The sequence below is a fragment of the Qipengyuania sp. SM2507 genome (assembly GCF_053714505.1).
In genome coordinates this window covers 883,193-897,245 of the sequence record NZ_CM132307.1, presented here as the reverse complement: position 1 = coordinate 897,245, position 14,053 = coordinate 883,193, and the positions used below count along the sequence as shown (strand labels likewise).

At 65.3% G+C, this 14,053-nt stretch carries 19 protein-coding genes; 1 reads left to right on the top strand and 18 read right to left on the bottom strand.

From position 1 onward, the window contains the following. Positions 1 to 115: 115 nt before the first annotated feature. Both rpmA and rplU read right to left on the bottom strand, forming a co-directional pair. Positions 116 to 385, bottom strand: a complete 270-nt coding sequence (gene rpmA, locus ACWIKC_RS04300) for a 50S ribosomal protein L27 (protein WP_067613000.1) — start codon at positions 383 to 385, stop codon at positions 116 to 118. Between the two features lie 12 nt (positions 386 to 397). Beyond that, on the bottom strand, positions 398 to 931 hold the full coding sequence (gene rplU / locus ACWIKC_RS04295; protein WP_454598894.1) for a 50S ribosomal protein L21: 534 nt from the start codon (positions 929 to 931) through the stop codon (positions 398 to 400). Positions 932 to 1,154: 223 nt separating this feature from the next. On the opposite strand from rplU, the gene ACWIKC_RS04290 reads away from it, so the two are divergent. Next, positions 1,155 to 1,655, top strand: coding sequence for a hypothetical protein (locus ACWIKC_RS04290; protein WP_454598893.1), 501 nt, complete (start codon positions 1,155 to 1,157; stop codon positions 1,653 to 1,655). A 74-nt stretch (positions 1,656 to 1,729) separates the two neighbouring features. Here the strand turns inward: ACWIKC_RS04290 and ACWIKC_RS04285 are convergent, their stop codons facing one another. From ACWIKC_RS04285 to coxB, 16 genes are all read right to left on the bottom strand, one after another. Next, positions 1,730 to 2,206, bottom strand: a complete 477-nt coding sequence (locus tag ACWIKC_RS04285; protein WP_454598892.1) for a molybdenum cofactor biosynthesis protein MoaE — start codon at positions 2,204 to 2,206, stop codon at positions 1,730 to 1,732. Next, positions 2,199 to 2,441 (bottom strand): MoaD/ThiS family protein, encoded by a 243-nt coding sequence (locus tag ACWIKC_RS04280; protein ID WP_454598891.1) that lies wholly within the window; start codon positions 2,439 to 2,441, stop codon positions 2,199 to 2,201. Before ACWIKC_RS04280 ends, ACWIKC_RS04285 begins: the two co-directional genes overlap by 8 nt. Continuing rightward, the gene (gene moaA, locus ACWIKC_RS04275) at positions 2,441 to 3,442 is read right to left on the bottom strand and encodes a GTP 3',8-cyclase MoaA (RefSeq protein ID WP_454598890.1); all 1,002 of its coding nucleotides are present in this window, start codon (positions 3,440 to 3,442) and stop codon (positions 2,441 to 2,443) included. Before moaA ends, ACWIKC_RS04280 begins: the two co-directional genes overlap by 1 nt. Beyond that, complete coding sequence (locus ACWIKC_RS04270; RefSeq protein ID WP_454598889.1) at positions 3,439 to 3,777, bottom strand: Rossmann fold domain-containing protein; 339 nt, start codon at positions 3,775 to 3,777, stop codon at positions 3,439 to 3,441. Before ACWIKC_RS04270 ends, moaA begins: the two co-directional genes overlap by 4 nt. Then, positions 3,774 to 4,148, bottom strand: a complete 375-nt coding sequence (locus ACWIKC_RS04265) for a dihydroneopterin aldolase (protein WP_454598888.1) — start codon at positions 4,146 to 4,148, stop codon at positions 3,774 to 3,776. The genes ACWIKC_RS04270 and ACWIKC_RS04265 overlap by 4 nt, the downstream gene beginning before the upstream one ends. A gap of 8 nt (positions 4,149 to 4,156) precedes the next feature. Further along, complete coding sequence (locus ACWIKC_RS04260) at positions 4,157 to 5,047, bottom strand: class I SAM-dependent methyltransferase (RefSeq protein WP_454598887.1); 891 nt, start codon at positions 5,045 to 5,047, stop codon at positions 4,157 to 4,159. Further along, positions 5,047 to 6,447, bottom strand: coding sequence for a threonine synthase (gene thrC, locus ACWIKC_RS04255; RefSeq protein WP_454598886.1), 1,401 nt, complete (start codon positions 6,445 to 6,447; stop codon positions 5,047 to 5,049). The genes ACWIKC_RS04260 and thrC overlap by 1 nt, the downstream gene beginning before the upstream one ends. A 49-nt stretch (positions 6,448 to 6,496) precedes the next feature. Then, positions 6,497 to 7,126 (bottom strand): SURF1 family protein, encoded by a 630-nt coding sequence (locus ACWIKC_RS04250; RefSeq protein WP_454598885.1) that lies wholly within the window; start codon positions 7,124 to 7,126, stop codon positions 6,497 to 6,499. Continuing rightward, entirely contained in the window at positions 7,123 to 7,509 is a 387-nt protein-coding gene (locus ACWIKC_RS04245) for a DUF983 domain-containing protein (protein ID WP_454598884.1), read from the bottom strand. The genes ACWIKC_RS04250 and ACWIKC_RS04245 overlap by 4 nt, the downstream gene beginning before the upstream one ends. Further along, a complete protein-coding gene (locus ACWIKC_RS04240) occupies positions 7,509 to 8,330 on the bottom strand; it encodes a cytochrome c oxidase subunit 3 (RefSeq protein WP_454598883.1) in 822 nt (273 codons plus the stop codon). The genes ACWIKC_RS04245 and ACWIKC_RS04240 overlap by 1 nt, the downstream gene beginning before the upstream one ends. 67 nt (positions 8,331 to 8,397) lie before the next feature. Continuing rightward, positions 8,398 to 8,970 (bottom strand): cytochrome c oxidase assembly protein, encoded by a 573-nt coding sequence (locus tag ACWIKC_RS04235; RefSeq protein ID WP_454598882.1) that lies wholly within the window; start codon positions 8,968 to 8,970, stop codon positions 8,398 to 8,400. Between the two features lies 1 nt (position 8,971). Then, positions 8,972 to 9,097 carry a hypothetical protein gene (locus tag ACWIKC_RS04230; protein ID WP_454598881.1) on the bottom strand — a complete coding sequence of 42 codons (126 nt, stop codon included), beginning with the start codon at positions 9,095 to 9,097 and terminating at the stop codon, positions 8,972 to 8,974. After that, positions 9,094 to 10,011, bottom strand: coding sequence for a heme o synthase (locus ACWIKC_RS04225; RefSeq protein WP_454598880.1), 918 nt, complete (start codon positions 10,009 to 10,011; stop codon positions 9,094 to 9,096). The genes ACWIKC_RS04230 and ACWIKC_RS04225 overlap by 4 nt, the downstream gene beginning before the upstream one ends. 45 nt (positions 10,012 to 10,056) lie before the next feature. Continuing rightward, the gene (locus ACWIKC_RS04220) at positions 10,057 to 11,028 is read right to left on the bottom strand and encodes an alpha/beta fold hydrolase (protein WP_454598879.1); all 972 of its coding nucleotides are present in this window, start codon (positions 11,026 to 11,028) and stop codon (positions 10,057 to 10,059) included. Between the two features lie 106 nt (positions 11,029 to 11,134). Further along, complete coding sequence (gene ctaD / locus ACWIKC_RS04215; protein ID WP_454598878.1) at positions 11,135 to 12,856, bottom strand: cytochrome c oxidase subunit I; 1,722 nt, start codon at positions 12,854 to 12,856, stop codon at positions 11,135 to 11,137. A gap of 33 nt (positions 12,857 to 12,889) precedes the next feature. Beyond that, positions 12,890 to 14,005: a cytochrome c oxidase subunit II gene (coxB, locus tag ACWIKC_RS04210; RefSeq protein ID WP_454598877.1), complete on the bottom strand. Its 1,116-nt coding sequence runs from the start codon at positions 14,003 to 14,005 to the stop codon at positions 12,890 to 12,892. Positions 14,006 to 14,053 lie beyond the last annotated feature (48 nt).

Below are 14,053 nucleotides of genomic sequence, written 5' to 3'. Positions count from 1 at the left end.
ACAAGAGGGAGACGGGCCCCCTGAAATCAGGATGGCGCCGTCTCCCTCTAAGTGTGCCGGAATTTGACCCGGCCGGGACCATCCTGGTGGACGATCCCGTTATCGAACCGTCCGGTTATTCGGCGGCTTCCGCCTGCAGGTCGACCGATACATATTTGCGGCCGAGCTTGCCCGAGTGGAATCGCACGATGCCATCGTTGAGCGCGAACAGCGTGTGGTCCTTGCCCATTCCGACATTGACTGCCGGGTAGAACTTGGTGCCGCGCTGGCGCACGATAATGTTGCCGGCAACCACTGCCTGGCTGCCGAACTTCTTGACGCCGAGGCGGCGACCTGCGGAGTCGCGACCGTTGCGGGACGAACCACCTGCTTTTTTATGTGCCATCGTCGGGTATCCTTACTTCTTGTCTTCGGACTTGGCGGCCGCGGCCTTCTTGGCAGGAGCCTTCTTTGCAGCAGGCTTCTTCTCGGCGTCGGCTTTCTTGGGAGCGGCTTCCGCACCAGACTTGGCGGGTGCGGCTTCCTTCTTGGGAGCGGCCTTCTTCGCTTCGGTCTTGGTCTCGCTCGCCGGTGCGTCGGTGGTCTTGGGCGCAGCGTCAGCCTTAGCCGCAGCCGGCTTGGCCTCGGCCTTGGTGTCGCCGACCTGCATGATGCGCAGCAGCGTCATCTGCTGGCGATGACCGGACTTGCGGCGGTAATTGTGACGGCGGCGCTTCTTGAAGACGACGATCTTCTCGCTCTTCGCCTGCGCGATGATTTCAGCCGAAACGATCACCTTGCCGGCTTCGGCGAAATCATCGCCTTCGCCCGCGAGCAGGACATCGCCCAGCGTCACGGTGTCGCCGGCTTCGCCTGCGAGCTTCTCAACTGCGATCTTGTCTCCGGCGGCAACCCGGTATTGCTTGCCGCCCGTGCGCACGACTGCGAACATGGTGCTTTTCTCTCATTCAAAATGCTTTGCCGCGTTCTTGCGAAGTCACGGCGCGCCCGTCGACCCGCCAGATGGCGAGGCCCGGAAAGATGGGTGCCGTTAAGGTAATGCCCCCCCGAAGTCAACGCTCGACCGGCGAAAATTCACCGGGTCGCTCGCCAATGCGGTGGCGCGACGGCAGACCCATGCTATCAGACCCACGATGTCTTGCCCAGCCCGCCTCTTGCTGCCCGCTCTGAGCGCCCTCGCGCTGTCCGCCTGCGCCAGTACCGGCGACGACTATCCCTCGCTGGCGATCCGCGATGTCGAGCGCGCGCAGGGGCAGTTCGAGCCGGTCGCGGTCGAGCCGATCAATGTACCCGAAGTGCCGGTGAATTACGAAGGCAGCCTGGATGCGCGCCTGACCATGCTGGTCGAGGCAGCTCGCAGCGCCCACCAACGATTCAGCGCCAGCGCCCCCGCCGCGCGTCGGACGGTGGCTAGCGCGGGCCGCGCCGCCATCGGCAGCAATGCCTGGGGCGCCTCACAGGTCGCGCTGTCCGACCTCGAATCGATCCGCAGCGACACCGCTATCGCACTGGCCGATCTCGACATTCTCCATATCGCCGCATCGGTCGCCGCCGAGGACCGGGTGCAGATCGATGCAGCGAGGGATTCGGTGATCGCACTGGTCGAGGAGGAAGACGCCACCTTGGCGGAACTTCGCGCGCGTGTGGCGCCATGAGCGCCTGCGCCGAATGCCCGGCCCGCGACCGCACCGCCTTTGCGGTGCTCTTTATCATGATCTAACGGGAATAATTATTGCCAGCGCGCCAGCGCTGCGTGGTCGTCTCCACGCGGCTCGATCCAGTGCCAGCCATCGCCGCGCTGCTCGCGCTTCCACAGCCAGGTCGCGGATTTGAGATGATCCATCAGGAAATCGACCGCCTCCAGCGCGCCGCGCCGGTGCGGTGCCGCCGCCGCGACCAGCACGATCCCCTCGCCCGGCACCAGCACCCCGACCCGGTGCCAGACCAGCACCCCGTCGAGCGCGAATCGCGCCCGCGCCTGCTCGGCCAATCGCGAAATACCCGGAAGGGTGAGCGGTTCGTAATGGGTGAGTTCGAGCGCCTTCACGGGCGATTCGTCAGACCCGGGACGGACCTTGCCCAGAAAGCTTGCGACACCGCCAGCCTGCGGATGCGCGGCGTTGAATGCCGCCAGCGCTTCGCCGACGGACAGTCCGCGCTCGAGCAGACGGGCATCGACCGGGCCGGACAGGATGAGCCTAGCCACCGCTGACCGGGGGAAGCAAAGCCACTTCCTCGCCATCCCGAGCCAGCAGCGCGGTCTTGTCGGTGAGCACCTTGCCTGCGCAGGCCAGATGAACCCGCTCCTCGCGCAATTGGTCGGCCACTTGCGGTCCGACCACCGCGAGCAGCGCGGACCAGTCGAGCGGCGCCGGAGCCTCGCGCTGGGCCATCCCCGCCAGATCGCGCAAGGGGCCGAGAAAGACGATCCGGACCGCCATCAGCCGCCGGTTACCGACATGTGGCGTGCCAGAGCCGGTGCCTCGCCGCGGGTGCGGATCGCGAAATCATGGCGCTCGGGTTTCACCGCCAGCGCCCGGTCGAGCGCGGCATCGAGCGCGTGCGGTCCGGGGTCGGAACGCAGAGCGGCGCGGAGATCGACCGCCTCCCCGCCGCCGAGGCAGGGATAGAGCTGGCCCGTCGCGGTAACCCGCATCCGGTTGCAGCCGGCGCAGAAGTTCTGCGTCAGCGGAGTGATCAGCCCCAGCCGCCCGCCGGTCTCTGCGATGTCGAAATAGCGCGCCGGTCCGCCGGTGCGGTGATCGGAGGACGTCAGGGTCCAGCGTGCCTCGAGCTGCGCACGGACCGAGTCCAGCGGAAGATAGCTGTCGATTCGCTCGCCATCCACTTCGCCCAGCGGCATGGTCTCGATCAGCGTGATGGCGTGCCCCGCGCCATGCGCCCAGGCGATCAGATCGGGCAGTTCGGCCTCGTTCACACCCTTGAGCGCCACGGTGTTGAGCTTGACCGCGAGGCCCGCAGCCTTCGCCGCAGCGATCCCTTCGAGCACCTGCGCCAGCGTATCGCGGCGGGTCAGCTGCGCAAAGCGCGCCCGATCGATCGTATCGAGCGAGACATTGACCCGCCGAACCCCGGCGCGGGCAAGGTCTTCGGCATGGCGCGCCAGCTGGGTGCCGTTGGTGGTCAGCGTGATCTCGTCGAGCCCTTCGCCGACGTGGCGGCCTAGCGCGCGCACGAGATCGATCATGTCGCGGCGGACCAGCGGTTCTCCCCCAGTCAGGCGGATCTTGCGCACACCGCGGGCCATGAAGCCGAGTGCGAGCCGGTGCAATTCTTCGAGGCTGAGCACCTCTTTTTTCGGAAGAAAGCGCATCATTTCGGGCATGCAATAGGTGCAACGCAGATCGCAACGATCGGTCACCGACAGGCGCAGGTAGGTGATACGACGCTGAAAGGCGTCGACAAGTGGTCTGGAACTCATGATGCCTCTACGAACGGATCGCCCGCACCGGTCCCGTCGCTCTCGAAATATTGCCCTGTGATCCCCGGCGCATCGGCGAGATAGGTTTCAAAGCCATCGAGCGCCGCGCCTTCGCCTGCTACCAGATTGATCCGCTGCGGCGCATGCGCGCGCGCCAGACCTGCAGCGATCGCCAGCCGCCATTCGCGATGGCTGTGACCGGCGGGGGCAAGCGTGACCATGACATCCGCGCCGCTCTCGAGCGCGCCTGCGACATGCGGGAGCCAGTGCTGGTGGAACAGCCCGGCAGCGGCCAGCGGCTCGGGCGGCAGATCGTCCACCGCGATCCGCTTCATCCGCGGCGCTCGCGGTGAAGCGTGATGCCGATCCGCTCGCCGGCTTCGGCGATGGCGAGCTTGACGATCTTGACGGTAACCGCCTCGACCCGCGCATCCTGAAGGAAGAGCGTTTCGCAGATATGGTCTGCAACCGCCTCGATAAGCTTGAAATGCACGCCTTCGGGCAGCGCCTGCGACGCGGCGAATTTGAGGTCCATGTAGTTCTTCGAAGCATCGAGCGAGGTGTCGGGCTCGTAGCGTGCCAGCGGCTTCAGCCGCGCGGTGATCGCGAAGCGCAGTGGCTGCGGCTTGCCGGTTTCCTCCGAATAGATGCCGGTGAGGACATCGTGCTCGAAATCGGCGACTTCCAGATGCAGCGAATCGTTCATGCGCCCTCCTAGCCCGGATTGGACCAGCGCGCGAAGATCGCGGTGGGGAGGAGGCGCGCGCCCTCGCCTTGTTCGCTGACCGCGAGATCACCATGCTCGATCACGCCGGGAAGCCCGGCGAAGGCTTCGTCGAGCAGACCGGCGAGCGCGAGGCTGCTCATCCGCACCGCATAGACGGTGAGGAATAGGAAGCGGCTCTCGGCATCAAGCAGCTTGCGGCAGTCGCCGACCAGGCCGGGCAACCCCTGCTCGAGCCGCCAGGTCTCGTTGCCGGGGCCGCGCCCGAACTTTGGCGGATCGAGAATGATGCCGTCGTAGCGCCGCTCGCGCCGCACCTCGCGCGCGGTGAATTTCTCGGCGTCATCGACCAGCCAGCGGATCGGGCGATCCTCCATCCCGGAGAGCGCGGCGTTCTCGCGCGCCTGCGCCACCGATTTCTTGCTCGCATCGACATGGGTGACACGCCCGTAGCGGCTTAGCGCCAGCGACCCGACCCCGGTGTAGCCGAACAGGTTGAGCGTCTCGGCGTCCTCGCAGGCGCCCAGTTGCGCGCCCATCCAGTCCCACACCGGCGCCATGTCGGGGAAGAAGCCGAGATGCCGGAACGGCGTGCACTGCGCGGTGAAGCGCGCCTCGCCATATTCCAGCGGCCAGCCTTCCTCGGGCACGGGCGCGGAAAACTGCCAGCGCCCGCCGCCATCCTCGTCCGAACCGGGGACGAATTCGCCATGCGCGTCCCATTTCTCTAACCGGGGCGACCACATCGCCTGGGGTTCGGGGCGGATGAAGCGCCAGGGGCCGTAGGCCTCGAACTTGCGACCCTCGCCGCTGTCGAGCAGGCGATAGGCGTCCCAGCCCTCGCCCACCATCAGCACCGGATTTCTGTGAAGTTCGGCCATCAGCCGCGCGGGCTCGCATGCGCGAGGATGAAATCACGCACCGCGTCATATTCGCCAGGGAGATCGGTGAGCCTCTCCTCACGCGCGAACAGATCGCCCACCCGCAGCGGTAGTGTCGGGCGCTGCCCCACAACCCGTTCGACCGCATCGCGGAATTTCGCCGGATGCGCGGTCGCCAGCGTCACCACGGGCACCTCGCCCGGCAGGTCGAGGGCGCGGGCCGCGTGGAGGCCGATGGCGGTGTGCGGATCGACCACCTGGCCGGCCTCATCCCAGGCCCAGCGCATCGCCCGCGCCATATCGCTCTGGTCGGCGCGCGCGCTGGTGAAGAGCGAAACGGCGCCTTCGCGTTGGGCATTGGTAAGCCGCATCGCGCGCGAGCTCTCGAACCCGAGCATCTGCTCGGCCAGCGCCACTCCATCGCGCCCGCCGATATCGAACAGCAACCGCTCGAAATTGGAGCTGACCTGGATATCCATACTCGGCGCGGCGGTGGCGGTGACCTCGCCCGCCGAATAGTCGCCGCTGGTCAGTGCGCGGTGGAGGATGTCGTTGACATTGGTCGCCACCGCCAGCCGGGCGATCGGCAGCCCCATCCGCGCCGCGACATGGCCGGCGAAGACATCGCCGAAATTGCCCGTGGGCACGCTGAAGGCAACCTGCCGCTCGGGCGCGCCCAATTGCAGCGCCGCGGCGAAATAATAGACCACCTGCGCCATCAGCCGCGCCCAGTTGATCGAATTGACCGCACCCAAACGGTGCTTCGCCGTCATCGCCTCGTCGGCGAACAGCCGCTTCACCATAGCCTGAGCATCGTCGAAACTGCCGTCGATGGCGATGTTGTGCACATTGGGCGCGCGCACCGTAGTCATCTGCCGCCGCTGGACATCGCTCACCCGCCCCTTGGGGTGGAGCATGAAGATCTCGACCTTGTCGCGCCCGGCGACCGCATCGATCGCGGCGCTGCCGGTGTCGCCGCTGGTCGCGCCGACGATGGTCAGCGTGCCCTGCTCGCGCGCGAGGAATTCCTCGAACAGCAGGCCGAGCAGCTGGAGCGCGACATCCTTGAACGCCAGCGTCGGGCCGTGGAACAGTTCGAGCAGCCAATTGCGCTCGTCGAGCTGGACAAGCGGGGTCACCGCAGCATGCGCGAAACGAGCATAGGCCTGCTCGCACAATTCGCGCAGCCGCTCCGGCGCGAGGCTGTCGCCGACGAAAGGCTGCATCACATTCGCTGCAAGCTGCGCATAGGGCAGCCCGCGCATCGCCGCGATCTCGTCATGCGAAAAGCGCGGCCAGCTGGCGGGCAGGTAAAGCCCACCGTCGCTTGCTAGCCCGGCCAGCGTCACGCCTGCGAAATCGAGCGTCGGGGCGCAGCCTCTGGTCGAGATGTAGTCCATCGCAGCTGCGCCTAGCTTGCGACCCGGCGGCGGGCAAGCAAGTGGCGCTTTAGCGCGGCGAAGTCCCGACGTTCCCGCGCCCGGTCTTTCGGCCCGCCTTCAGGCCCAGCTTTTGGCGCAGGACGAGACCGTAGATGACCAGCGCGGTGAGCGCGAACAGGAACCACTGGCCGGCATAGGCAAGGTGGTTGTTGGGGAGATCGCCCGGATCGGGCGCGGCCAGAGGCTGCAGGCCGGCGACCGGCTTGATCGTAACCAGCCGGACCGATTCGCCATAGGGTGCGACGAGGCCGGTAACCGTGCCGCCATCCCAGGCGGGCGGTTCGGGAATGCGCGACCAGCCCATGGCGACATCCGCGCTGGCTCCGTCGTCGAGCGTGCAGCGCGCGATTTGCGCCCAGCCCTTCTCGCCGCGGCTCGAAGTGCCCGCGATGCTGTCGAAGCCGGTGACCTGCGAGCAGGTCACCGTGCTGCGGCGAAACAGCGCCGCCTCGTATTGCGCCGAAGTCGGCCAGGCCACTTCAGGTTGCTCGCCCGCAGAAGCGTAGCGCGCGATCAGCGCTTCCTTCTCGTCCATCCGGCCCAATTGCCAGAAACCGAGCGCGATCATCGTCACGACCGCAGCCAGCACGATCACGGTGGAAAAAATGGGGAATCGCGTGACAGTCCGGTCGGTCATTCGCTCCGCCCGGCCTCACCGGCCTTGTTGCGATACTCGGCGATCATCAGCAGCGCCTTAGATACCCGCAGACCCGCCAGTACGGCGCCGATCGTGATCGGCACCCACAGCAGGATATGGACCCAGAACGGCGGCCGGACCGACGCATCGAGCCAGATTGCCAGACCGGTGATGAGCGCGCCAATCACCAGCGTGAGAAAAGCGGCCGGACCGTCGCCGACGTTGAAGCGGTCGTAATCGAGTTGGCAGGCGCTGCAGCGCGGCGCGAACTTGACCACGCCGTCGAACAGGGTGCGCTCGCCGCAGCGCGGACAGCAACCGAAAAGGGCGACCTCCGCAAGGGAAGGCCGCCCTGTCTCTGATTCCGGCGAACCGGGCTGCATCAGTGGACTGCGGCGCCCCAGCCGCCCCAGACGTAGACGGTGATGAAGAGGAACAACCACACCACGTCGACGAAGTGCCAGTACCAGGCAGCGGCCTCGAAGCCGAAATGCTGGCGCGGGGTGAAGTGCCCCAGATAGGTGCGGCGCAGGCAGACGATCAGGAAGATCGTCCCGATCAGAACGTGGAAGCCGTGGAAGCCCGTCGCCATGTAGAAGGCCGAGCTGTAGGTGTTGCCGCCGAACTCGAACGGCGCGACAGCATATTCATAGGCCTGAATCGCGGAGAACACAGCGCCAAGGATGATCGTCGCCCAAAGCCCCTTCTTGAGGCCCTCACGGTCACCGTGGATCAGAGAATGGTGGGCCCAGGTCACCGTGGTGCCCGAACACAGCAGGATCAGCGTGTTGAGCAGCGGCAGCGAGAAGGGATCGATCACCGCCTCGATCGCTTCGGGTGGCCAGACGCCGCCGATCACATCGGAAAGTTCGCTGGGGAACAGCGCGAAATCGAACCAGCTCCAGAACCAGCCCACGAAGAACATCACTTCCGAGGCGATGAACAGGATCATGCCGTAGCGCATGTGCAGCTGGACCACCGGGGTGTGATCTCCGCGCTCGGCTTCCTTCACGATGTTCGAGAACCAGCTGAAGAAAGTCGCGATCAGACCGGCAATGCCGAGACCGAGCACCAGATGCGCGGCCCCCATCTCGTGCATGAAAAGCACCATGCCGGTGGTGAAGGTCAAAGCCGACAGCGAGCCGATCAGCGGCCAGATATCGGGTTCGAGGATGTGATAGTCGTGGTTTACGGTGCCAGCCATGGGTCTTTCGGTCCTGTGGATCGGATGCCGGTGCCCTTAAAGCGCGTCGCGCCTCGGGTCCAGTGTCTTACTCTGCTCGGGTATCGGCGCGGTGGAAAGTGTAGCTCAGCGTGATCTGCTCGACATCCTTGGCGTTCTCGTCGGTGAGGATGGCGGGGTCGACATAATAGAGCACCGGCATGCGGATTTCCTCACCCGGCTGGAGCACCTGTTCGGTGAAACAGAAACACTGGATCTTGTTGAAATAGCGCCCGGTCTGCTCGGGTTCGACATTGAAAGTCGCGGTGCCGGTGATGGGCACGTCGCTGTTGTTGCGCGCAGTATAGAAAGCCAGGTCGCGCTGGCCAATCTGGACCCGGTCGGTCGGCTGCTCGGGGCGGAAAGTCCACGGCATATCGCTGGCGGTGCTGGCGTCGAAGCGGATCGACATCTCGCGTCCGCCCGCGCTCTGCGCCATCTGCGCGGCCAGCGCGGCGTCGGATTCGGTTGCGCGTTGCGTCGTCCCGCCAAAGCCGGTGACGCGGCAGAACAGGTCGTAGAGCGGGACCGCGGCATACCCCATGCCGAGCATCGCCGCCGCGCCCAGAAATGCGAAGAAAGCGGTCCGCGCGTTGCGATTATCTAGGCTCGCCGTGGTCATGTCAGTCGCCCATCCGCACGATCGTGATCGCGTAGAACAGCACCACGAAAAACAGCAGGAACCCGCCCATCACGAGATTGCGGCTGCGCTGCCGGCGCTTGAATTCGGTTTCTTCTTCGGGCGTCATGCGGTCACTCCATTGACGACCAGCACCCGGTCCACAACCAGCACCGCGAACAGCGCGAAGAGGTAGAGGATGCTGAAGGCGAACAGCCGTTTCTCGGGCTTCATTGCATCGTCGCTGCCGGTTTGCCGGAAAGCGACGGGGAGCGAAAGCGCAAGGAAGGCAAGCGACAATGCGAGCGCCGCAAGTCCGTAGACCATCCCGGTCCCGCCGATGAACCACGGCGCGGCGGCGATCGGCACGAGCAACACCGAGTAGGCCAGGATCTGGCGCCGCGTGCTGGTCTCGCCGCGGGCGACGGGCATCATCGGGATGCCGACCTTGGCGTAGTCCGACTTCACGAACAACGCGAGCGCCCAGAAATGCGGCGGGGTCCAGAAGAAGATGATCGCGAACAGCAGCACCGGCATCATCGTAATCTCGCCGGTCACCGCGACCCAGCCGATCAGCGGGGGAAATGCGCCCGCGCCACCGCCGATAACGATGTTCTGCGGGGTGCGGGGTTTGAGCCAGATGGTGTAGATCACCGCGTAGTAGAGGATCGAGAAGGCGAGGATCGCCGCCGCGAGCCAGCCGATCGCCAGCCCCATCACCAGCACCGAAGCGACCGAGAGCGCGATGCCGAAGTCGCGCGCATCGTCGTGGCGCAAGCGGCCTGAGGGCAGCGGGCGTTTGGCGGTGCGCTTCATCCCGGCGTCGAGATCGGCTTCCCACCACTGGTTGAGCGCCGCCGCCCCGCCGGCGCCCAGCGCAATGCACAGAATCGCGGTGAAGCCGAGCACCGGGTGGATCGACCCGGGCGCGGCCAGCAGCCCGCACAGCCCGGTGAAGATCACCAGGCTCATAACCCGCGGTTTGGTCAAAGCGAAGAAGTCGCGCCAATCGGCGGGCAGGACAAGGGGTACAGTCTGGGTCATGGTGAGAGGGACCTATAGACGCGCAAGGCCATGCGCGAAAGAGCGTTAGAGGTGACGGAGCCAGTCGAGCAAGAGGCGGTTCACTTCGCCCGGCTTTTCCTGCTGGGTCCAGTGGCCGCAACCCTCAAGCACCGTGCCTTCGGCATTGGGCGCGAACATGCGGGTGAACGCCACCGGATCCTCGATCGCGCCGAACAGGAAGCTGGCCGGATCGCGGCTGCCACCGACGAACAGCGCGGGCTGTTCGATCAGCCGCCCGGCGAATTGCCTGAGCCATTCGTAGTCGCGCTCGTGGTTTCGATAGCGGTTGAGCGGGCCGCGAAATCCCGAGGCGCGGAACTCTGCCTCGTAGAAATCCAGATCGGCCTCGCTCAGCCAGTCGACCGGCTGGGGATCGGGCAGGCCTTCGAGGAAACTGGCTCCGAGCGGCTTGTCCCAATAATTGCCCGGCGGCACATCGCCCGAAATCGAATACATCATCCGCTGGACGAAATCGCGCGGGTCCGCCTCGGCCTCGGCTTCCGCGACGCCCGGCTGCTGGAAATATTCCTGATAGAAGAACCGTCCCTTTGCGGTGAAATGCTCGTGGAAGACCTCGGTGAAGGGTCGCTTAGGGACACCGCCGAAGGGCACCGACAGGCCGGCGACAGCGCGGAAATGCTCCGGCTGCGTCAGCGCCGAGTTCCACACGATCGGCGCGCCCCAATCGTGCCCCACCAGCACCGCAGGGGCCTCGGGCGAAAGCGCCCGCCGCAGCCCGACCAGATCGCCGACGATCCGCTCCATCGCATAGGCATCCACCGCTTCGGGCTTGTCCGAGCCGCCATAGCCGCGCACGTCGATGGCGCAGGCGGTGAAACCCGCTTCAGCGACAGGGGCAATCTGGTGGCGCCAGCTGTACCAGCTCTCGGGAAAGCCATGGACGAAGACGACCAGCGGTCCCTCGCCCGCGATCGCGCAGCGCAGCGATAGCTCCCCAACATCGATCATTCGCATTTCGGGGCTGGTCGCGGACATGGGCTTCTCTCCTCGGGCAGGTTCGATTAGCTTCGAACCCCTATCACAAACCCAAACGGCCGGCCCCTGGGGGACCGGCCGCTCGCGTGTTCGGTTGTCCGATCCCCTAGGCGGTCGTCTCCTTTGGATCGACCTGACGGTGATCGTGGTAATCGTGGTGATCCTCGATCACCGGCAGCGTCTCGAACTGGTGGAACGGCGGCGGGCTGGACAGCGTCCATTCCAGCGTCGTCGCGCCTTCGCCCCAGGGGTTGGCCGGAGCCTTTTTGCCCGCGGTGAAGGCGTAGATCATGTTGGCGAAGAACAGCAGCATCGAGGCAGCCATGATGTGATAGCCGTAGGAGCTGATCTCGTTCCAGAACTGGTATGCCGGGGTGTAGTCCGGATAGCGGCGCGGCATGCCCTGCAGACCCAGGAAATGCTGCGGGAAGAAGATCACGTTCACGCCGATGAAGAAGCCCCAGAAGTGGAGATGCGCGAGCAGTTCGGAGTGCATCCGGCCGCTCATCTTCGGGAACCAGTAGTAGAAACCGGCGAAGATCGAGAACACCGCGCCCATCGACAACACATAGTGGAAGTGCGCGACCACGAAATAGGTGTCGTGGACCACGTCGTCGATGCCGCCATTGGCGAGGTACACCCCGGTCACACCGCCGACGGTGAACAGGAAGATGAAGCCAAGAGCCCAGACCAGCGGGCTCTTGAACTCGATCGAGCCACCCCACATCGTCGCGATCCAGCTGAAGATCTTCACGCCCGTCGGCACTGCGATGACCATGGTGGCAGCGGTGAAATACATCTTCGTGTTCACGTCGAGGCCCACGGTGTACATGTGGTGCGCCCAGACCACGAAGCCGACCACGCCGATCGCGACCATTGCGTAGGCCATGCCGAGATAGCCGAACACCGGCTTGCGGCTGAAGGTCGCGATGACCTGGCTGACCATGCCGAAGCCCGGCAGGATCATGATGTAGACCTCGGGGTGGCCGAAGAACCAGAACAGATGCTGGTAGAGCACCGGATCGCCGCCGCCGGCGGGATCGAAGAAAGTGGTGCCGAAATTACGGTCGGTGAGCAGCATGGTGATCGCCGCGGCGAGCACCGGCAGCGCCAGCAGCAGCAGGAAGGCGGTTACCAGCACCGACCACACGAACAGCGGCATCTTGTGCAGGGTCATGCCCGGGGCACGCATGTTGAAGATGGTGGTGATGAAATTGGTCGCACCCAGGATCGAGCCTGCACCCGCCAGGTGGAGCGAGAAGATCGCGAAATCGACCGCCGGCCCCTGGCTACCCGTGCTCGAAAGCGGAGCGTAGAATGTCCAGCCCGTGCCCGCGCCCGGACCGGTACCGCCCGGAACGAACAAAGAGAAGATCAGGCTGCAGAAGCCGGCAACGGTCAGCCAGAACGAGACGTTGTTCATCCGCGGGAAGGCCATGTCGGGCGCGCCGATCATCAGCGGGACGAACCAGTTGCCGAAGCCGCCGATCATCGCCGGCATGACCATGAAGAACACCATGATCAGACCGTGCGCGGTAATGAAGACGTTCCACATATGCAGCGCGGTGTCGAAATCCGCGGTGCCGCCCATGAACTCGGCCCACCAGGTCAGATACTGGATGCCGGGCTCGGCCAGCTCCATCCGCATGATGCCCGAGATCGCGCCACCGATGATACCTGCGAAGATCGCGAAAATCAGGTAGAGCGTGCCGATGTCCTTGTGATTGGTCGACATGAACCAGCGGGCGAAGAAGCCCGGCTTGTGATCGGCATGGTCATGCGCGTGATCGTCGGCATGGGCCTGGAATGCGTCGGCTGTGGTGGCCATGATGGGTGGTCTCTTCGTTCGCTGGAATTCGGTTTACGTGGTCGGCGACGTGTCTTGGGTCGGCGGAGCACCGGCACCAGGAGCACCCGGTGCGGCGCTTTCAGGCGCCTGCAGCGGTGCGGCCGAGGCTTCGCCGGCAACTGCAGCAGCCGCCTCGTCCTCGGCAAAGGTGCCGCCCTGCGCGCGGACCCATGCGCGCCACTGGTCCATGGGCAGCGCTTCGATCGCGATCGGCATATAGCCGTGGCGTGCACCGCACAGTTCCGAACATTGGCCATAATAGACGCCGGGCTCTTCGATCTCGAGCAGACGCTCGTTCAGGCGACCGGGAACGGCATCGATCTTGAACCACAGCGAGGGGATGGCGAAGCTGTGGATGACATCGGCGCCGGTGACCTGCAGGCGGATCGGGACGCCGGCAGGCACGACCATGCGGTTGTCGACCGCCAGCTGCGCGGGCTCGCCACGTGCGACGGCCTCTTCCTCGTCGAGCATGTTCGAGATAATCTCGAACTCGCCATTGTCGGGATAGGTGTAGCCCCAGTACCACTGGTAGCCGGTCGCCTTGATGGTGATCGCGTCTTCCCCGGGCACTTCGTACTGCTTGGCAAGCAGGCCGATCGAAGGGATCGCGATGGCGACCAGGATGAGCACCGGCACCACGGTCCAGACGACTTCGATGAGCGTGTTGTGCGTGGTCTTCGACGGGACCGGGTTGGCCTTGCGGTTGAAGCGCACCACCACATAGAGAAGCAGGCCCAGCACGAAGAGGCTGATCAGCCCCATCATCCAAACGAGGCCGACGTGCAGTCCATAGGCCGTCCGACCATTCTCGGAAAATTGCGGCTGGATATCGATCAGGCCATCGACCGGCATGCCCTTGCCCTCGACCGGCGCCATCGGCGTGTAGGCATCGGCACCGGCCGCGACCGCTTCGGGATCGGCAACATCGGCAGCAACCGCCGGATCGACCTGTTCCAGCGCGGCGGGCGGCGTTACCGCCGGCGCCGGGGCGACGAGATCACCGCGTTCGAGGGTCGATTGCGCGCTCGCGGCCTGCCAGCCGAAGGTCAGCACAAGCGCAGCAAGCAGGGCTGCGAAGATCCGGAAGGTCCCGCGATGGGCGGCAAGAGATTGAATGCTCGACATAATGTCCCGTTTCACTGGCACGGGCGGACTGACCGCCGCTGATACCGG

Excerpts from the sequence above, each read along its gene's own strand:
- rpmA (WP_067613000.1), bottom strand. The coding sequence starts at position 385 with ATGGCACATAAAAAAGCAGGTGGTTCGTCCCGCAACGGTCGCGACTCC.
- rplU (WP_454598894.1), bottom strand. The coding sequence starts at position 931 with ATGTTCGCAGTCGTGCGCACGGGCGGCAAGCAATACCGGGTTGCCGCC.
- ACWIKC_RS04280 (WP_454598891.1), bottom strand. The coding sequence starts at position 2,441 with ATGGCGGTCCGGATCGTCTTTCTCGGCCCCTTGCGCGATCTGGCGGGG.
- moaA (WP_454598890.1), bottom strand. The coding sequence starts at position 3,442 with ATGAGTTCCAGACCACTTGTCGACGCCTTTCAGCGTCGTATCACCTAC.
- ACWIKC_RS04270 (WP_454598889.1), bottom strand. The coding sequence starts at position 3,777 with ATGAAGCGGATCGCGGTGGACGATCTGCCGCCCGAGCCGCTGGCCGCT.
- ACWIKC_RS04265 (WP_454598888.1), bottom strand. The coding sequence starts at position 4,148 with ATGAACGATTCGCTGCATCTGGAAGTCGCCGATTTCGAGCACGATGTC.
- ACWIKC_RS04260 (WP_454598887.1), bottom strand. The coding sequence starts at position 5,047 with ATGGCCGAACTTCACAGAAATCCGGTGCTGATGGTGGGCGAGGGCTGG.
- thrC (WP_454598886.1), bottom strand. The coding sequence starts at position 6,447 with ATGGACTACATCTCGACCAGAGGCTGCGCCCCGACGCTCGATTTCGCA.
- ACWIKC_RS04250 (WP_454598885.1), bottom strand. The coding sequence starts at position 7,126 with ATGACCGACCGGACTGTCACGCGATTCCCCATTTTTTCCACCGTGATC.
- ACWIKC_RS04245 (WP_454598884.1), bottom strand. The coding sequence starts at position 7,509 with ATGCAGCCCGGTTCGCCGGAATCAGAGACAGGGCGGCCTTCCCTTGCG.
- ACWIKC_RS04240 (WP_454598883.1), bottom strand. The coding sequence starts at position 8,330 with ATGGCTGGCACCGTAAACCACGACTATCACATCCTCGAACCCGATATC.
- ACWIKC_RS04235 (WP_454598882.1), bottom strand. The coding sequence starts at position 8,970 with ATGACCACGGCGAGCCTAGATAATCGCAACGCGCGGACCGCTTTCTTC.
- ACWIKC_RS04230 (WP_454598881.1), bottom strand. The coding sequence starts at position 9,097 with ATGACGCCCGAAGAAGAAACCGAATTCAAGCGCCGGCAGCGCAGCCGC.
- ACWIKC_RS04225 (WP_454598880.1), bottom strand. The coding sequence starts at position 10,011 with ATGACCCAGACTGTACCCCTTGTCCTGCCCGCCGATTGGCGCGACTTC.
- ACWIKC_RS04220 (WP_454598879.1), bottom strand. The coding sequence starts at position 11,028 with ATGTCCGCGACCAGCCCCGAAATGCGAATGATCGATGTTGGGGAGCTA.
- ctaD (WP_454598878.1), bottom strand. The coding sequence starts at position 12,856 with ATGGCCACCACAGCCGACGCATTCCAGGCCCATGCCGACGATCACGCG.
- coxB (WP_454598877.1), bottom strand. The coding sequence starts at position 14,005 with ATGTCGAGCATTCAATCTCTTGCCGCCCATCGCGGGACCTTCCGGATC.